Here is a 16,245-nt window from a genome sequence, read left to right as displayed (position 1 = left end):
GCACCGTACGAGTGTCGATGCTGGTCGACGGCCGGGCCGCCCGGGACCTTTGACCCATGCAAGGACGAATCGGGGTCCAAGTCCCCGTCACGGTAAGTACGTTCACCCAGCTCTTCAGTTGCTCGCCGCGAGGGGCCCGGCTCGCCCGCCGACTGGTCGCGAACCGGATGGACGTGTGGGGTTACGCGTACGACAGCGAGGCGAGCGAATCCGTCACCCTGGTCGTCGCCGAGCTGGCGGCCAACGCGGTGACGCACGGCCGGGTCAAGGGCCGCGACTTCCGCGTACGGCTGCTGATGCGGGCCGACGAGGACACCGTACGCGTGGAAGTGGCCGACGGCCTGACCGAACGGCTCCCCGTGCTGCGGGAGTCGCCCGGCCCCGACGAGGAGGACGAGGGCGGACGCGGCCTGCTCCTGGTCGACGCGCTGGCCGAGCGGTGGGGGACGGCCCTGTGCACGGGAGGGACGTACAAAAGCGTGTGGGCGGAGATCAGGGTGCCGAGCGCCAGAATGGCAGCGGCCCGGCCTGAGCACGGCCCTGGCGCGGTGCTGGATGCATGAGCGCGTCACACCGCCTGTCAGACCTTGTCGGAAGGTTCGCTACCGGCTTCTCCGCCGTGTCGGGTCTGCCACAGGTCGCCCCCCTCGTACTTGCTCCGAAGCAGGGGAATCACCCCGTTGGGAATGCGGAATCCCTTCGCCCAGGAAGGGTCGGTGGAGTGGCCGTAGACCGTGGTGAGTAGGAACGGCTCCCCTCCTGTCAGCACACCTGTCGCTTGCAGATCCCTCGACAGGGTGCCGATCGGTTGGGTGAAGCCGCGGAGCTTGCGTGTCTCGTCGTAACTGGCAAGCTCGTACACAGTCTCCCGGTCCACGAACCCGCCGTTTGCTGCAGCTGCAACGATTGCTTTGACTCGGGATGGGTAGCGCCTCATCAGCTCGTCCATGAACGCCGCCAGCGACTCCGCCGTCCAGGCTTCGCCTTCGGAGGCTTCGTCGGCCGATACCTCGCCCAGTTGCTCCAGGTCGCGGACCGAGCCGTCGTCGACGTTCAGTTCGAGGAGTTCTTTGGCCCAGCGGAGCAGTTCGCTCGGAGTGAGCATGTAGAGCACCACCCCGGCCTGCTCCCGCAGCTCCTTGAGGAGTTCGGCGCGGGGGCGAGGCGGGATGTCGTATCCGCGGTTGGTCCACCAGTCCTTCTTCACATCCCCGGTGACCAGTAGAACGTCGCACCCGCGTTGCCTGGCTTCCGCCATGAGCTGCACCCACACGAGGTAGTCCCCGGCAGCCAGCTCGGGTTCCTTGGTGCGGAAGTCCTCGTGCCCCGGCGGTATCCCCTCGTCGGCGCGCTCCTGCGCTTCTTTCACGGCCTTGTCGTATACGTCCGGCGGCAGCGGCTCGCCGATTCGGCCGTGCAGAAGCGGTTCGAGAGCGTTGAGCACTGGGTCGGTGTGAGTGGTGGCAGTCTCCTTGAGTGCGTCGCACTCGGCCTGTGCCCGGATGAACTTCTTGAGGCTGCCGGCTGCTTCGGTGAGCTCGGTCAGGTCTCGGGCAGTCTGCTCTACAGCCTCTTCGTTGTCCTTGAGTTGGACGGCGGTCAGCCATGTGGTCACTACTGTCCGTGCCGCGTTGACGGCCTTGTCGAGCCCGGCGCTCGCCTCATTGGCCCTGGTCGCGTGGTGATGGCGTATGGCGGGCGACTCGCGGTTACGCCAGAACTCCGTGAGGACCTGGTGTGGAATCCACAGGCGCTCGCGAAGTCTGGCGAGGGCGGCAAGGGTGTCCCGGCGGGTGCTCTCGTTCGAGCGGTAGAGGTTGAGCAGCACATTGGTGTCAAGCACGACCAGACCGGAATCGAAGATCCGCTTGTAGTCGGAGCGGAGTGGGGTGCGATGAGCCTCGTCGCAGTCGAAAATGCCCCGGGCTTGCGGCTGGTCGGACGTGGTGTGCGCTGCTGCCATGGAACGCTCCTCTGGAATCGCCCGGCACATCAGCCCTCCCCGGCTGGGTGCGCGGGGGAAAGTCTAGGACCGGATGGGGCCAGTGCGACCGAGGAGACAGAGGCGGTTCCGACACCTCGGTGTCGTCTGCCGATCGACGACCGTCAGAGCTGGTGGGGAAGGGTCATGAACGCTGAGAACCTGACGCAGGCAATGAAGAACTGCGGTATGCGATTTCTTGAATTCAGGCGTGGGACGGGCATACCTCCCTATGTCGCGGGGATGGTCACGTCCTGTCGCCCTGACGAGGGCCGGCTGGACCGGACTGTCGCGCTGGACGATCCCGCTCTGGTCTCGAAGGCGAACGCCGGCTGGTTCGACTTGGCAGTGGAGTGCGGGTTGCTTTCTGTCGAGCGCCAGTTCCTGCTCTCCATCGGCGTGCCGCACCCCGACGCGGTTGACCATACGGACATGGAGGGGGTCTGGGGGCTTGTCGAACTGCTGGATGACTGGGACGTGATGGGGGCCGGTTGTGCGTCCGGTGTCACGGGAAGCCGATACGGCCATCCCGCATTCGTCATGTCTGCTCTCGACGGGTCGGTATTCGCGCAAGGCACGGTATGGCAAGGCAGTGTCGGGACCGCCGTGCTCCCTTGTCCCCATCGTGTGCAGTCTCTCCGGGACGTTGCCACTCTGAACGTCGGAAAGCCGTACCGAACAGCCGCTGAGAACGAGGACACGCTGGCTTGGCTTGCCAGGTGAAGCGAGGGTGGCCTCAGTGTCGGTTGCCCCGCGGGTGCGGTGTGCCAGGTGACGCGTTGCGCCTCGCGACGGGGCGGGCTCCGGCGGCGAGCAGTCGGCTGGAACTGTGGTGAGGGTTCCAGCCGACGTCGCTCCCCCGAGAAGAAAGTAGGGGGGAGGGGGCGTGTGGAGTCTCCACTTCCCGCCGGGGCCGTCGCCTCTTCGCGCCCCGTGTACCAAGTGACTTCCGGGTACACCGGTCGATATACCGTTACATGCCCGGCCAACAGGGAGCTGCCCCATGAACGGTGGCGCTTTACACGTACACCAGGCCAGTGTCGGCGAGTTGCAGACCGCCGCGTCGACGGTTCTCGCCCCGCTGGCCGTGACAGCCGTTGCGGGTCCAGGCGCCGAGGGGCACGGGAAGGCGTTCCGGGCGGACATCGACGCGGCGGCGGTCGGGCGCGCGGCGGTGGCGCGGGTCCGGGGCTCGGCGCATCTGGTCCGGCGGTCGGCCCGGGCGATCTCGTCCACGGACCCCGAACTGCTGAAGATCACCCTGCACGGGTCGCCGGAGCCCGCAGCGGTGGACCAGGGCGGCACCCGGTCCCATGCCCACCGGGGCGACTTCGTCGTCCTCGATATGACGCGCCCCTACCGGCTGGCCGCCCCGGACGGCTGTGACGTGATGGCGGTCGGTATCTCGCGTGCCGAACTGGGGCCGCACGCAACGGCGGTGGCCGGCCGGGCGGGCCGGCGGCTGCCCGCCGACAGCGGTGCGCAGGCGGTGTTCTCCGGGTTCCTGCGCGGACTCGGCACCCACCTCGACGAACTGGCCGGTCCCGCGCAGGCCCACGTGGGCGACGCCCTGGTGTCCCTGCTGATCGCGGCCTTCACCGGGACGGCGCCGGGCCGGGCGGACATGGCCACCGAACTCGTCGACCGCATCCGGGTCTACGCCCTGGCGAACATCTCCGACCCGTCCCTGTGCGTCGAATCGGTCGCGGCGGCTCACGGGATCTCGGGCCGCCAACTGCACCGCCTGTTCGGCCGCTCCGGAACCCCGTTCGTGGCCTGGCTCCGCGCCGAACGCCTCGGCCGCGTACGCCGCGATCTCCTCGACCCGGCCCACGACAGTCGCACGACGGCCGCGGTGGCCGCCCGCTGGGGCATCCACGACCCCCGCCATCTGGCCCGCGGCCTCAAGACCCACTACGGCCGAACGGCCCGGGAGCTGCGCCGGGACCGCTGACCCGGCAACTGCATCAACTCCGGGGCTAGGCGCAGATAAGACTCCTGACCTCCTGGAAGGCCTCGTACTCGGCCTTCTGGTCCACCGGCAGCTGGTAGAAGCCCGCGGTGATCTTCGGGACCGACGGGATGACGGACAGGCGGAACTTCTGTCCGTCCGTCGTCGCGATACGGAAGCGGCCCTGAAGGTCGCGCTTCTTCGTGGCGCCCCGGTTCGCGTCGGAGATGGTGACCGGCGTGCCCGCCGTGACGCGGCCGTTGCTCTCGTCGACCGGGACTATGACGAGTTCGGTGCTGCCCGGTCTGAAGCCGACGGCGTAGTTGTAGACCGTGGTGCTGCGGTAGACGATGAAGTTCCGCTCCTTCATGTCCGAGGCGTAGACCTTGGTGTATGCCGCGCCGTCGGGTACGGCCGCGTCGAAGGCCGCGTGGATCTCCGCCTTGAGTTGTTCCTTGCTCACCACTGTGCGCACTCCTCGTTCAGTACCGGACTACGGGAACCGGCGTTGACTGTACAGCTAGCCAACCAAAAAATTCCAATCCTGGTGTTCCTCAACTGCCGCGCTCGGAAGGGCAGTTCTTGTCACCGCCCGGCCGCCGACGGGGTTTCGGTGCGCACCGGCGACAATGGTCCTGCCGGGCCCGACCAGCCCGGCGCGGGACCAGGGACGAGCGGGAGTGGGGTGGCACGTGTCGCCACGGTCGGCGGAGGCCAACGAGGAGTTGAGGGCGCAGTCGCGGGAGAGGATTCTCGTGGCGGCCCTGGAGGTCTTCGCCGAGAAGGGCTACCACGACGCCACCATCTCGGACATCACCGCGCGGGCGGGTGTCTCGCGCGGGCTGCTCACGTACTACTTCCCCGGCAAGCAGAACCTGGTCGACGAACTGCTCGACCGCTACCTCGACGGCGTCTCCGCGCTCGCGGACGTGACCGGCACGCCCGACGAGCGGCTGGCCGCCATCATCGACGGGGTCCTGGTCCTGGCGGCCGCGACGGTCCCGGTGCAGCGGATCACCCTCAGCCTGGTGATCAACCCGGCGACCCACCCCCTGTTCGCGGCGGCCGAGGCGCGCGCGGAGGAGCGGGTGGTGGCGCTGGAGGACGGGCTGCGGGACCTGTTCGCCGCACGCGGGGCCGAGGACCCGGCCGTGGAGGAGGTCCTGCTGCGCAGCGTCCTGGAGGGCGTCATCTTCAAGACCGCCGTCTACGGAGCCCAGTACCCGACGGAACAGATCCGCCGCCGCCTGTACGCCCTCTACACCCTGCCCACCCCCGAAACCGAACTCCCGCTGCCCGCGGGCCCACCCGGGTCGGACCGGATGCGGGCGGCACGGGCACTGGGCGACTGAGGCCGACGGCACGACGGATACCACGACGGCACGACGGACCCGACGACACCCGACGACACGGGGGGCGCGACGGTCCGGGCCGGGCTTCCCCCGTGGAGGCCCGGCCCGAGCCGTTGCGCCGCCGTGTCGTCGGACGCGGCTCAGCCCGCTTCGATCCTGTCGACGGCGAAACGCGCCCCCGTCTGCACGCTGCCGTTGACGTGGTACCTGAGATGCGCCGCGGTGCTGCGCCCGTTGCCGCACACCGGGTCGCCGGTGTTGCAGAACTCCTTGGCCTTCGCGCCGTAGAGCCCGCTCGCCGTGTTGATCGTCCTGCCCGACAGCTGAAGCGGGTTGCCGAAGACCACGACGGCCTTCACCCGGGGCGCGAGATCGGTGGGGATGGTCCGGCCGGTGCCCAGCGTCGTACGGATGCCGAGGGCGATGTCGGTGACGCTGGCGCCCTGCGAGTAGCCGCCGAGGACGAACGAGGTGTCGGGGCAGTTCGCCGCGGTGGACCTGACGTGGTCCGTCATGGCGGAGGCGCCGGGCCCCGCGCTGGTCTGTGAGAAGTTCGCCGCGTAGTCGACGGCGTGAGAGGTGACCGACTTGCCCGGCAGTCCGCTCTTGATGTCCCTCACCAGCGGCGCTCCCACGATGCCGAGCCCGGGAGCCTCGCCGCTGCCGCGGGCGAAGACCACCTCGACGTCGGAGCACGGGGCGGCGGAGGCCATCGAGGGCAGCAGGGTGAGTCCGGCGGCACCGAGAGCGCCGGCGACGCCGACGGACACGATCGTCAGCTTGCGACGTGATGCGCGATGAGACATGGCGGTACCTCTTTCCTGAGCGGTGGTACGAGCGCTCTCCACGGGTCCGTCTCCACTGATCCGTTCGTCGAGCGCACCAGCAACGTAGAAAGCCCGGCGTCCCGTACGCATCGGTGGAATCACCGGTCGCCCACCTGTCGCCCACCGGTGGGGCCCTGCTGGACGGCCGGTCGGCAATAGGGGGAATCGCGCCCGAGCACGTCCGTCGCTCGTTACGCTCGGCACAGTGGGGCCACAGGGAACAGTGGTGCCGCAGGGAACGGTGATGCACATGAGCGGTGTAAGCGTCGAGTTGACGCAAGGCCTCCTGCTGTTGCACGACGGTCCGGTCACCGACGCCTACAACCTGCTCCTCCTCGCCGCCACCGCCTCGCGTACGACCGACCCGGCCCGATCACGCACGGCTTGCGTACACGCCACGCTCGCGGCCTGGGCGGGCGGCGACCGCGACGGATACCGCAGAGCCCTCGACGCGCTGTGCGCCCCCGCCGGTCCGCAGAGCGCCGCACGGCACGAAGCGGCCGACCAGGACCCCGCCGACGCCCTCTGGTGCGACTACCGCGACGGCATGCGCTGCGTGGTGGACGGGGAGTTCCGCCGTGCCAACGCGCTGCTCCGTCCCGTGCTCGAAGTCCTGACGGCCCGGACCGACGCACCCGGCCTGATGTCGGCCGGCACGATCGCCCTCATGCTGGGCGACCTCCCGACGACACGCCGAGTGCTCGGCATCGCCCTGGCCACCGCCCGCGCCGCGGGATCGACGGCACTCGTACCCCGCGTCCTTGAGCACCTCGCCTACGCCGAACTGCGTGAAGGCAGCTACCACCAGGCCCGCGTGCACGCCGAGGCCGGTCTGGAAGCGGCCGGCCGGGGCGGGCAGCGCAACGTGGTGGCCGGACTGTCGGCCGTACTCGCGCTGGCCGCGTCGATCGCGGGCGGGCCCGCCACCGTCGCCACGCACGCCCAGGCCGCGCTGCGCACCGCCCACGCGCACGGACTCAGCCAGACGAGCACACTCGCCGAATGGGCGCAGGCCCGCGCCGACCTCGGGCACGGCGACGCGGAGCATGCCGCCGCCCGCCTGGCCCCCCTCGTCCGAAGCGGCCCACGGCAGGGTCACTTCGGCCTCTGGGCGATGGTGGTCCCCTGCTATGTCGAGTCCGCCGTGCTCGCCGGCCATGACGTCGACCCGGCGGGCCTGATCGACCGGTACGCCGTGTGGGCGGCCATGGGAGCCGATCCACAGGCACCGGCGTTGCTGGCGCGATGCCGGGCCCTCGTGTCGAGCGACGGGCGGGCCGAGGAACTGTTCACCGCGGCACTCGCGGAACACGACAAGGTCAACGGCCCCTACGAGCACGCCCGGACCCAGCTCGCCCACGGGATGTGGTTGCGCCGCAGGCGCCGCCCCGTGGAAGCGAGGTCCCAACTGCGCGCTGCCGTACTGGGGTTCGAGCAGTGCGGCGCGGACGTGTGGGCCGGGCACGCCCGCGGGGAACTGCGGGCGGCGGGGGACACACTCACCACCGCGCCCGAAACCGGTTCCCTCGGTCTGCTCACCCCTCAGCAACTGCGCATAGCCCGTTCCGTGGCGGAGGGCGCGACCAATCGAGAAGTGGCCCAGAAGCTCTCGATCAGCACGCGCACGGTCGAGTACCACCTGCGGAACGTCTTCACCCAGCTCGGAGTGCGCTCCCGGGGTGCCCTCACCAGGCTTCTCGGGGCGGAACAACCAGGGCACTTCTGAGTCAGCGGGCGGCGTGGGTGTCCTCAGTGTCCTGAGCGCCCTGGGTGCCCTGGGCGCGGTCCTGCAGCGCCTGTTCCACCGCGTCGCGTACCCGCGCGTCCTCGCGCTCCTTGCGGCGGGTGTCCGCGCGGCGGCGCAGGAAGTACGTGGCCGTCGCCGCGGCCAATACGGCGGCGATCAGCAGGAGCAGGGTCCAGGGCAGCGCCCAGCCCGTCGTCGTGGCCTCCACCGGCTTGAGCGAGGTCGTCGAGCCGGCCGCGTCGGTCAGGGCCGGGGTCACCGTTGCCTTCGCGGTGAGGCGGAGCGCGGGGGTCACGTCGTGGACCGGCACCGTGACCTTCCAGCGCTCCCCGGGCAGCAGTTCCGGCGCGGCGGCGATCTTCCCGGCCCGGGTCTCCAGCGTGCCGAACGGGCCTGTCAGGGTGACCTTCTGCGCGGCGGAGAGCAGCGCGTTGCCCGTGTTGTGGAGCGTGTACGTGACCGTCGCGTCGCCCTGCCCGAAGGGGTTGGCCGTGCCGTGGTAGTCCACGTGCAGGTCCTCCACGGCCAGCGTGGGCTTCAGCGCGCCGCTGACCCGCAGCTTGATCCGGATGCCGAGGCGCCGGTCGACGGCGATGCCCTCGGTGTCGTCGGACTGCTTGAGCGAGGTGAGGATGCCGCCCACGTAGTCACCGGGGGTGGCGTCACGCGGGACGGCGACGGTGAAGGGGATCTCGGCCGTCCTGCCCGGCGCGATGCGCACAGTGGCCTTGGTGGCGCGGACCCAGGCGCCGATGCCGACCGACTTCTTCTCCCGTGTGAGGAGGTCGAGTTGGCCCTTCTCGGTGGTGTAGCCGTCCGCCGTGTACAGCGCCAGCGTGAGCGTGTCCTTGCCGCGGTTGGCGACGACCATGGCGTCCTCGACCCGGCTGCCGGGGTTGACGCCGTAACTGAAGCTGGACCGGTCGTCCCCGTACCCGTTCGCCGCCGTGCGGACCGTCCAGGTCACGTCGCCGTCGGCCGCCCGGGCGGGACCGGCGGACGTGACGGCGAACGCGAGAGCCGCCAGCAGTACGAGGACCGCGTGACGCAGGATGACCCGGCGCGGGTCGGCGGACGGCGTACGGCGGGGGGTCGGGGACAGGTGCATGGCGGGCTCTCCGGGCTCGGGTGGTGCTGGAAGGGGCGGGGCAGACGGCCGGGCGGTGCGTCGACCGCCTGCCCCGCGGACGGAGCTGGTCAAGCGGGGGTGATCAGCTGCTCAGCGCGGTGATCGTCAGGGTGGCGCGGTAGCCGCCCTTCTGGACGCTGTCCGGGATCTTGAGGTCCAGGTCGGCGCCCAGCCTCGCCTTGCCGCGGGCGTGGCCCTGGTCGGCCGAGCCGAGGCCGCGCGAGACGGACAGACCCTTGCCCTGGTCGTCCCAGCCCGAGGCCACGGAGGCACCGGCCTTGGCGCCCGCGCCCTGGTCGAGGATGTACGGCGACCAGCCCAGGTACGAGCCCGGGAAGGTCTTCTCGGCGTCCTTGAAGTCGCTCACGTCGGCCGACACCGACCACGGGGAGAGCGAACGGCGGGAGTCCGTGACGAGGATCGGGTTGATCTTGCCGGAGGCGGTGAAGTGGTCGCCGTTCTCCTCCTTGGCGGTACCCAGGTCCACCAGACCGTTGTAGCCGTCGATGGTCCAGCCGAACTCGCCCGGAGCCGCGTTCGGCACGTCGACCTGGAGGGACTGGCCGTCACCGTTGTACGGGTGGACGCTCACCTTGTCGACGATCGAGCCGACGGGCTGGTCGGCGGTGGTGTTGTTGCACCAGTCGCCGTGCTCCACCTCGGAGTTGGGGGCCGCGCAGGTGCCGCTGCGGATGTTCTCCACGACGAGCTTCTCGTTGCGGACCTGCACCTTGACGTAGCTGCGGACGTGCTCCTGGTTCTGGACCGAGTTGTACCAGTAGCTGTCCGGGTTCAGCGGGTCGGCGCCGTTGCCCGCACCGCTGGTGCCGCTGCTGTCGGGCTTGGTGATGTCGTAGTACTTCGAGCCCGAGGCCGAGTTGGCGGTCACGTACAGGACGCCGCCGGGGCCCGGGTAGACGTCGGCCGCGCCGGGCTGCTCGTCCTTGTCGGCCTTCTCACCGTTCTTGATGAGATAGCTGCGCGAATAGCTGTGGTCGTGGCCCTGGAGCACGATGTCCACGCCCAGCTTGGAGAACGTGGTCGGGAAGTCCACGCGCCGCGCCTTGTTGTCGCCGTCCTTGGCGTGCGAGGCGGGGGAGTAGATCGAGTGGTGGTAGACGAGCACCTTCCACTTGGCCTCGGAGCCGTGCTGGTTGATGACGTCCGTGACGTACTTGGTGTGCGCCTCGTCGCCGCCGCCCCCCTGCGAGGTGGCGTAGCTGTTGCTGTTCAGGTCGATGAACAGCACATCCTTGTAGATGTACCAGTAGTCGCCGCCCGAGGTGTTGGAGGCGGGGTTGCCGTTCGAGTAGTACGCGCCCGACCGGTCCGTGTTCGGCGTGGAGAAGTGCTGCTCGTACGCCTTGCCGCCGACGTCGTGGTTGCCGATGGTGGCCGCGAACGGCACCTGGCGCAGCTGGTCGGGGGCGAGGAACGCGTTCCACTGGGACTCGTTGTTCGCGCTCTCGACCTGGTCGCCGCCGGAGACGAGGAGTTCGGCGTCCTTGTTGGCCGCGGTGGCCACGTCGAGGGTGTCCTGCCAGCCCGCCTGGTCCTTGGCGGTGTCGCCGGAGGAGCCGATCTGCGGGTCGCCGAGGAAGAGGAAGTCGTACTCGCCCTCGAAGTCCTGCGTGCGGAACGCGTACGCGGCCGACCAGTTGCCCGCACTGCCGACACGGTAGGAGTACGCGGTGTTCTCCTTGAGGCCGGTGATGGTGGCGTGGCGGTTGTAGCCGCCGCTGGTGGAGATGTTCGCGCCGCCCAGGGCGTCGAACGTGGCGGCGTCGGCGGGGAACTCACCGGCGCTGAGCAGGGCGGTGGGGGCCAGCTGGATCTTCTGCGCGGTGTCGGCCGAGGAGTACCAGCTGACGGTGCGCTGGGTCTCGTTGGCGCCGACACCGAGGACGATGCCGGTGAGGGTGGCGGAGTCGGCGGCGACCGCGGGGGTCGTGAGTCCGCCACCGCCGAGGGTCAGGATCAGGCCCACGGAGGCCGCGACGGCGGTGCCCGCCACGCGGCGTCGCATCGGCCTGCCGGCCGCTGCGAAGAGCTTTGTTCTCATGACGTGTCGTTTCTTCTGTTCTGCTGTGTGCGTGCGGTGTGCACGCAGTGGAGATCGTCAAGCTTTCGGTGCCAGGTAAACCCCGCATAAATGTGGATGCGGGGTCTGCTGAACATCCAGGTCACAGGCCGAACGTGCGCTGTACGAACCAGATCAACCCCATGGCGGCGACACCGGCGGAGATCGTGCCGGTCGCCCACAGCCCCGCCCGGCGGGAACGGCGCCGCAGGAGGAGCAGGAGCGGGAAGACCACGGCGATGATCGCCAACTGCACGGCCTCGATGCCGACGTTGAAGACGAGCAGCGACCACAGCAGGGTCCAGGACCAGGCCGCGTCGATCCCGAGCGCGCCGGCGAAGCCCAGGCCGTGGACCAGCCCGAAGCAGAACACGACACCCAGCCGCGTCCACCCGGCGCGGTCCAGCGCGAAGTGGCCGCCGCGGCCGCCGTCCGGGTCCACCGCCAGGTCGGTGACGTGTACTCCGCGCTGCCGGATGCGCCACAGGTGCCAGCCTGCGACGACCGCGATGGACAGCGCGATGACGGGTTCCACGACGCTCCCCGGCACGTCCACCAGGCCGAGCGCGGCCAGCAGGAACGTCACCGAGTGGGCCAGCGTGAAGCTGGTGGCGGCCAGCACGATCTCGCGCGGTCGCCGCGATCCGGCGATCAGCGCCAGCAGGAACAGGATGTGGTCGATGCCGGTCAGCAGGTGTTCGGCGCCCAGCCGGAAGAACTCCCAGAACCGCTCGGTCCAGGACTGGCCGAGGGAGAACGACGGATGGGCGGCGTCGAGCGCCGCGCTGCCGCTGCGACCGGCGACGTCGTACGTGGCGATGGTCTTGGTGCCCTTGACGTACTCCTCGGCGTCCGGGAAGAGGCCGCTGCGGATCTCGTGGTCGACGGTGACATGGCTGTCGCCCGCCGCCGCGCAGGTCCAGTCGAGGGTCAGCAGGGCGTAGGGCACGCCCTCCTCCCGGCCCATGCGGAAGCCGCCGGCCTGGGCGGGCCGGCAGGCGTCGCCGGCCGCGGTGACGGCGAGACGCCCGGTGACGTAGTCGACGACCGTCGCATGGTGGGCGTTCAGCGCCGCGGCCTGCGCCTCGGTGTCCCCGGCCTCGAACGCCTCGGTCCCGGCGCGGAAGAGCGGGTCGTCGTGCCCGGCGTCGGCGGCGGACACCACCAGGAGGTCGTACTCAAGCTTCAGCTCGGTGCGAAGCCGGTCGGCGCCAGTACCGGCACCGGCACCGGCACTGCCTCCGCCACCGCTCTCGGTGACATGGACGTACACGGTCGAGGTGAAGCCGTGCGCGGAGGCGGGCCCGGCGAGGCCGAGCAGGACGAGGAACACCGCCACGGCGAGAACGGCCAGGGGGCGGCGAACAGGGTGTGACATGGGGCTCCTTGTGGTTGCCCGTGCACCGTCCTGGTCCGGGGTGAACCGATGGGGGCCGTTCGGCGAACCGTGGGGGAACACCTGATCGATCAAGCCCGCGCGGATGGAGATGCTGGTCGGAGGGGGCGCAGGATGTCGACGTACCCGCCCCTGTCACGCCCTGTCACGGAGGACGATCGACTTGCGCCGCCCGCTCCTGACCGCCGCCGCACTGGCCTCGTCCGCGGTCGCGGTCGCCGCCCTCGCCACCGGATGCGGCGGCGACGGCGACGACTGGTCGCGGCCGCACCCGCGGCCCTCCGCCGTCGGCGCGCTCGGCGCGGGGTTCGTCGACCCGTCCGTCTCGCCCGCGCCGGAGGCGACCGTCACCCCGCGGCCCGGTTCATGGTCCGCGGTCCGGCCCTCCGACGGCTACCGCGTGGTCCTGCTGACGGCGGGCGCCGACCGGCCGACGAAAGCCCTGGTGAAGGCGGTGCGGGAGTGGGCCGAGCGCGAGCGGGTGGACCTGCGCACCGAGACCGTGACCGAGGCCTCCGACCTGGTCCCCGCCGTCGACAGGGCCATCGAGATGGGCCCCGACCTCGTCGTGAGCGCGGGCAACGACCTGATCGACGCGCTGGCGACGGTCACCCCGAACCATCTCTCCCAGCAGTTCCTGGTGGTGGGCGCGGAACTGGCCGAGCCCACCCACAACGTGACCGCCGTCGACTGGTCCGGAGCCTCGTTCCGCGGCGAGGGGCTCGGCATGTCCTCGACCTACGATCCTGCGTCGTTCACCGCGGCCCGCTGCGCGGCGGCGGTCCGCGCGGGCACGGCCGCGGTCCTCTCGGGCTGGACGGGGATCGTGGTCTGGGTGGACGACTTCTAGCTGTTGATCTCGGAGAACACGAACGAGAACTCGGTCGGCCCTACCGCCAGTTGATACCGCGGCAGCGGGCCAGGCCCGCACGACTGGGAGCCGATGCCCTGCTGGCCGTGGTCGAGGTTGACCCACACCGTGTCGCCTGGCGTCAGGTCCGTCAGGTGCCGGGCCGCGTCAAGCTGCTCGCTGGTCCAGCGGCGGGCCGTGAACCAGAACGGCAGCCCGCCCTCGACGCGCAGGGCCGGGAAGTCGGGCCCCCGGCCGATCTCCGCCCAGCGGACGTCGGCGCGCGCGCCGTTCTCCTGCGGGCGGACGTACGGCGTCTGCAGATCGTCCACCGACGACTCCCAACGGCCCAACATGGAAGCCGAGTCGGTGTCCGGGTAGCCCTCACCCGGGCCGCCGCCGTGCCACCTCACCCGGTCGGCCGCCGTCAGCCCGAGGCGGACGCCGAGGCGTGGCAGCGGCACCTGCCAGTCGCCCTCCGGCGTCACCGACACGGCCAGCTTCAGCCTCGTCCCGTCGGAGGTCCACCGGTAGACCGTGCGCAGAGCCAGGTCCGACGCGGCCGGCGCCACCCGGGTCCGCACCGTCAGGGCGTCGTCCGACAACTCCACCGCGTCCAGGCGGTGTTGCATCCGGTGCAGGCCGAGCTTGCGCCACAGCACGCCGTGGCGGATGTCCGGCTGCCAGGGCGCGCCCTCGTCGTTGTCGGTCGGCGCCCGCCACGCGTCCAGCTTCAGGCCGATGACGTCGATCCCGCCGACGGTCGCCGGCTCACCGGTGCGGGCGGCGAACACGGCCGGTCCGAGCGTGATGCGCCCCCGGCCGTCGAGGACGGGGCGCCTGCGGGCCGTGACCCCGATCAACTGCCGTGGCGCGCGCCACAGTTGGACCCACGCCACCACATGCCCCTTCGGTCCCCAGGCCGTGTCCCCGGCGAGCACCGCCCGGACCGTCCACCTGGTCTCCGTCTGGCGCACGTCCACCGGGGGCTCGGGCAGCTTCACATCGGCACTGTCGCCCGGTGCGAGCGCGGGCACGGTCAGGACGCCCGTCCCCACCGTCTCGCCGTCGACCTCGTACGACCACTCGAAGGCCAGCGCCGACAGGTCCGCGAAGTCGTGCCTGTTGGCGATCCGGACCACACCGTCGACGCCGTCGCCCTCCATGCGGACCGGCTCGACGACCTTCTTGTACTCCAGGAGCCCCGGGGAGGGTGTGCGGTCCGGGAAGACCAGCCCGTCGCAGACGAAGTTCCCGTCGTGCAGTTCCTCGCCGAAGTCACCGCCGTACGCGAAGCCGTACCGCTCGTCCTCGACGCCGTGGTCGATCCACTCCCAGACGAAGCCGCCCTGGATCCGCTCGTGCGCCTCGAACAGCCGCTGGTAGTCGGCGAGTCCGCCCGGTCCGTTGCCCATGGCATGCGCGTACTCGCACTGGATGAAGGGGAGTTGACGGCGCTTGGCAGGACCGCCGTCCTGGCCCCGCCCGATCCGGTCGACCTCCGCGTGGTCCGCGTACATCCGTGAGTACACGTCCGTGTCACGGCAGTTCCAGTCGCCCTCGTAGTGGATGAGCCGCGAGCCGTCCCGGCCGCGGATCCACTCGGCCATGGCGGTGAGGCCACGACCGGTGCCCGCCTCGTTGCCGAGGGACCACATGACGATCGAGGGGTGGTTCTTGTCGCGCTCGACCATCCGGGCCGCCCGGTCCAGGAGCGCCGGGGTCCAGCGGTCGTCGTCCACCGGGTTGTCGCGCCAGGCCTGTTCGGTGAACCCGTGGGTCTCCAGGTCGCACTCGTCGACGACCCACAGCCCGTACTCGTCGCACAGGTCGAGGAACGCCGGGTGGGGCGGGTAGTGCGAGGTGCGTACGGCGTTCACGTTGTGCCGCTTCATCAGCAGCACGTCCTCGCGCATGGTCTCCAGGTCCAGCGCGCGACCGTGCTCCGGATGCCACTCGTGCCGGTTCACGCCCCGGAAGAGGATCGCCCGGCCGTTGACCTTGATCAGGCCGTCCTCCAGCACGACCGTACGGAAACCGATCCGCAGCGGGACCCGCTCCCCGGGCGTGACCAGCGTGGCGTCGTACAGGTACGGCGTCTCCGCCGTCCACGGCCGCACCGGCACGGTGATGGCCTGGCCGGTCTCGACATCGATGTCCAGGCCCGGCACGAGGATCCGGCCGTCGACGTCGGAGTCCACGCGCAGGGTGCCGGTGCCCTCGCGATGGTCGTACGACGCGTGCACGAAGAAGTCGAGCGCGCTGCCCGCCGGCCGGTGCAGCAGGGTGACGTCCCGGAAGATGCCCGGCAGCCACCACTGGTCCTGGTCCTCCAGGTACGAGCCCGCCGACCACTGGTGGACCCGCACGGCGAGCACGTTCCCGGTGGGCTTCAGCAGATGCCCGACCGTGAACTCGTGCGGCAGCCGCGACCCCTTGAACTCCCCGATGTCCGTGCCGTTCAGCCACACCCGGGCGCAGGACTCGACCCCGTCGAACCGCAGGACCGCGCCCCCGGCGGCCCCCTTCGCGTCCGCGACGTCGGGCCAGTCGTCCGGCAGGTCGAAGTGGCGCAGATGGTCACCGGTCGGGTTCCGCGTCGGCACCCTCGGCGGGTCCACCGGAAAGGGGTAGAGATGGTTGGTGTAGATCGGCGCGCCGAAGGCCCCGTCGCCCTGGAGGACCCAGTGCCCGGGTACCGCCACCTCCGCCCAGTCCCCGCAGTCGTACCCCCGCCCGGCGAAGGAGTCGTCCTCGGCGTCGGCCGTCGCGGACAGGCGGAACCGCCAACTGCCGTTCAGCGAGAGGGAGGCGGCGTCGGAGGACGCGTACCACGCCCGGGGCGGCAGCGCGCCGCTCCCGGGCGAGACGTCCTCGACGTACGAGAACTCGGGGGACGGGGACGAGGTGGTGCGGACAGACATCGTTCTCC

The 16,245-nt window shown here is 70.5% G+C and carries 13 protein-coding genes; 6 read left to right on the top strand and 7 right to left on the bottom strand.

From position 1 onward, the window contains the following. Positions 1-56: 56 nt before the first annotated feature. Positions 57-563 carry an ATP-binding protein gene (locus J8N05_RS30980; protein WP_210888740.1) on the top strand — a complete coding sequence of 169 codons (507 nt, stop codon included), beginning with the start codon at positions 57-59 and terminating at the stop codon, positions 561-563. A 17-nt stretch (positions 564-580) separates the two neighbouring features. Here the strand turns inward: J8N05_RS30980 and J8N05_RS30975 are convergent, their stop codons facing one another. Then, positions 581-1,963, bottom strand: coding sequence for a PIN-like domain-containing protein (locus J8N05_RS30975; protein WP_210888739.1), 1,383 nt, complete (start codon positions 1,961-1,963; stop codon positions 581-583). Between the two features lie 165 nt (positions 1,964-2,128). Between J8N05_RS30975 and J8N05_RS30970 the strand changes: the two genes are divergently transcribed. Both J8N05_RS30970 and J8N05_RS30965 read left to right on the top strand, forming a co-directional pair. Further along, complete coding sequence (locus tag J8N05_RS30970) at positions 2,129-2,704, top strand: hypothetical protein (RefSeq protein WP_210888737.1); 576 nt, start codon at positions 2,129-2,131, stop codon at positions 2,702-2,704. A 280-nt stretch (positions 2,705-2,984) separates the two neighbouring features. Continuing rightward, positions 2,985-3,935, top strand: coding sequence for an AraC family transcriptional regulator (locus tag J8N05_RS30965; protein ID WP_210888736.1), 951 nt, complete (start codon positions 2,985-2,987; stop codon positions 3,933-3,935). Between the two features lie 25 nt (positions 3,936-3,960). Here the strand turns inward: J8N05_RS30965 and J8N05_RS30960 are convergent, their stop codons facing one another. After that, on the bottom strand, positions 3,961-4,395 hold the full coding sequence (locus J8N05_RS30960) for a hypothetical protein (protein WP_210888735.1): 435 nt from the start codon (positions 4,393-4,395) through the stop codon (positions 3,961-3,963). Positions 4,396-4,624: 229 nt separating this feature from the next. On the opposite strand from J8N05_RS30960, the gene J8N05_RS30955 reads away from it, so the two are divergent. Next, positions 4,625-5,284, top strand: coding sequence for a TetR/AcrR family transcriptional regulator (locus J8N05_RS30955; RefSeq protein WP_247706573.1), 660 nt, complete (start codon positions 4,625-4,627; stop codon positions 5,282-5,284). Positions 5,285-5,424: 140 nt separating this feature from the next. Here the strand turns inward: J8N05_RS30955 and J8N05_RS30950 are convergent, their stop codons facing one another. Further along, complete coding sequence (locus tag J8N05_RS30950) at positions 5,425-6,090, bottom strand: cutinase family protein (protein WP_210888733.1); 666 nt, start codon at positions 6,088-6,090, stop codon at positions 5,425-5,427. A gap of 271 nt (positions 6,091-6,361) precedes the next feature. Here J8N05_RS30950 and J8N05_RS30945 point away from each other — a divergent pair, with 271 nt between their 5' ends. Continuing rightward, on the top strand, positions 6,362-7,837 hold the full coding sequence (locus J8N05_RS30945; RefSeq protein WP_210888732.1) for a LuxR family transcriptional regulator: 1,476 nt from the start codon (positions 6,362-6,364) through the stop codon (positions 7,835-7,837). Position 7,838: 1 nt separating this feature from the next. Here J8N05_RS30945 and J8N05_RS30940 read toward each other — a convergent pair whose 3' ends face one another. The 3 genes from J8N05_RS30940 to J8N05_RS30930 form a co-directional block, all read right to left on the bottom strand. Next, the gene (locus J8N05_RS30940) at positions 7,839-8,966 is read right to left on the bottom strand and encodes a COG1470 family protein (protein WP_210888731.1); all 1,128 of its coding nucleotides are present in this window, start codon (positions 8,964-8,966) and stop codon (positions 7,839-7,841) included. 103 nt (positions 8,967-9,069) lie between these two features. Next, entirely contained in the window at positions 9,070-11,049 is a 1,980-nt protein-coding gene (locus J8N05_RS30935) for a purple acid phosphatase family protein (protein ID WP_210888729.1), read from the bottom strand. Positions 11,050-11,170: 121 nt separating this feature from the next. Then, positions 11,171-12,445 (bottom strand): HupE/UreJ family protein, encoded by a 1,275-nt coding sequence (locus tag J8N05_RS30930; protein WP_210888727.1) that lies wholly within the window; start codon positions 12,443-12,445, stop codon positions 11,171-11,173. 181 nt (positions 12,446-12,626) lie between these two features. Here J8N05_RS30930 and J8N05_RS30925 point away from each other — a divergent pair, with 181 nt between their 5' ends. Further along, positions 12,627-13,313, top strand: a complete 687-nt coding sequence (locus J8N05_RS30925) for a type 1 periplasmic-binding domain-containing protein (RefSeq protein ID WP_210888725.1) — start codon at positions 12,627-12,629, stop codon at positions 13,311-13,313. Here the strand turns inward: J8N05_RS30925 and J8N05_RS30920 are convergent. After that, on the bottom strand, positions 13,310-16,237 hold the full coding sequence (locus J8N05_RS30920) for a glycoside hydrolase family 2 TIM barrel-domain containing protein (RefSeq protein WP_210888723.1): 2,928 nt from the start codon (positions 16,235-16,237) through the stop codon (positions 13,310-13,312). The two genes, J8N05_RS30925 and J8N05_RS30920, sit on opposite strands and share 4 nt — an antisense overlap. Positions 16,238-16,245: the final 8 nt, after the last annotated feature.

The sequence above is a fragment of the Streptomyces liliiviolaceus genome, assembly GCF_018070025.1.
GTDB classification, from domain to species: domain Bacteria; phylum Actinomycetota; class Actinomycetes; order Streptomycetales; family Streptomycetaceae; genus Streptomyces; species Streptomyces liliiviolaceus.
This window is presented reverse-complemented; position numbering and strand designations above follow the sequence as displayed.

Excerpts from the sequence above, each read along its gene's own strand:
- J8N05_RS30980 (WP_210888740.1), top strand. The coding sequence starts at position 57 with ATGCAAGGACGAATCGGGGTCCAAGTCCCCGTCACGGTAAGTACGTTC.
- J8N05_RS30975 (WP_210888739.1), bottom strand. The coding sequence starts at position 1,963 with ATGGCAGCAGCGCACACCACGTCCGACCAGCCGCAAGCCCGGGGCATT.
- J8N05_RS30970 (WP_210888737.1), top strand. The coding sequence starts at position 2,129 with ATGAACGCTGAGAACCTGACGCAGGCAATGAAGAACTGCGGTATGCGA.
- J8N05_RS30965 (WP_210888736.1), top strand. The coding sequence starts at position 2,985 with ATGAACGGTGGCGCTTTACACGTACACCAGGCCAGTGTCGGCGAGTTG.
- J8N05_RS30950 (WP_210888733.1), bottom strand. The coding sequence starts at position 6,090 with ATGTCTCATCGCGCATCACGTCGCAAGCTGACGATCGTGTCCGTCGGC.
- J8N05_RS30945 (WP_210888732.1), top strand. The coding sequence starts at position 6,362 with ATGAGCGGTGTAAGCGTCGAGTTGACGCAAGGCCTCCTGCTGTTGCAC.
- J8N05_RS30940 (WP_210888731.1), bottom strand. The coding sequence starts at position 8,966 with ATGCACCTGTCCCCGACCCCCCGCCGTACGCCGTCCGCCGACCCGCGC.
- J8N05_RS30935 (WP_210888729.1), bottom strand. The coding sequence starts at position 11,049 with ATGAGAACAAAGCTCTTCGCAGCGGCCGGCAGGCCGATGCGACGCCGC.
- J8N05_RS30930 (WP_210888727.1), bottom strand. The coding sequence starts at position 12,445 with ATGTCACACCCTGTTCGCCGCCCCCTGGCCGTTCTCGCCGTGGCGGTG.
- J8N05_RS30920 (WP_210888723.1), bottom strand. The coding sequence starts at position 16,237 with ATGTCTGTCCGCACCACCTCGTCCCCGTCCCCCGAGTTCTCGTACGTC.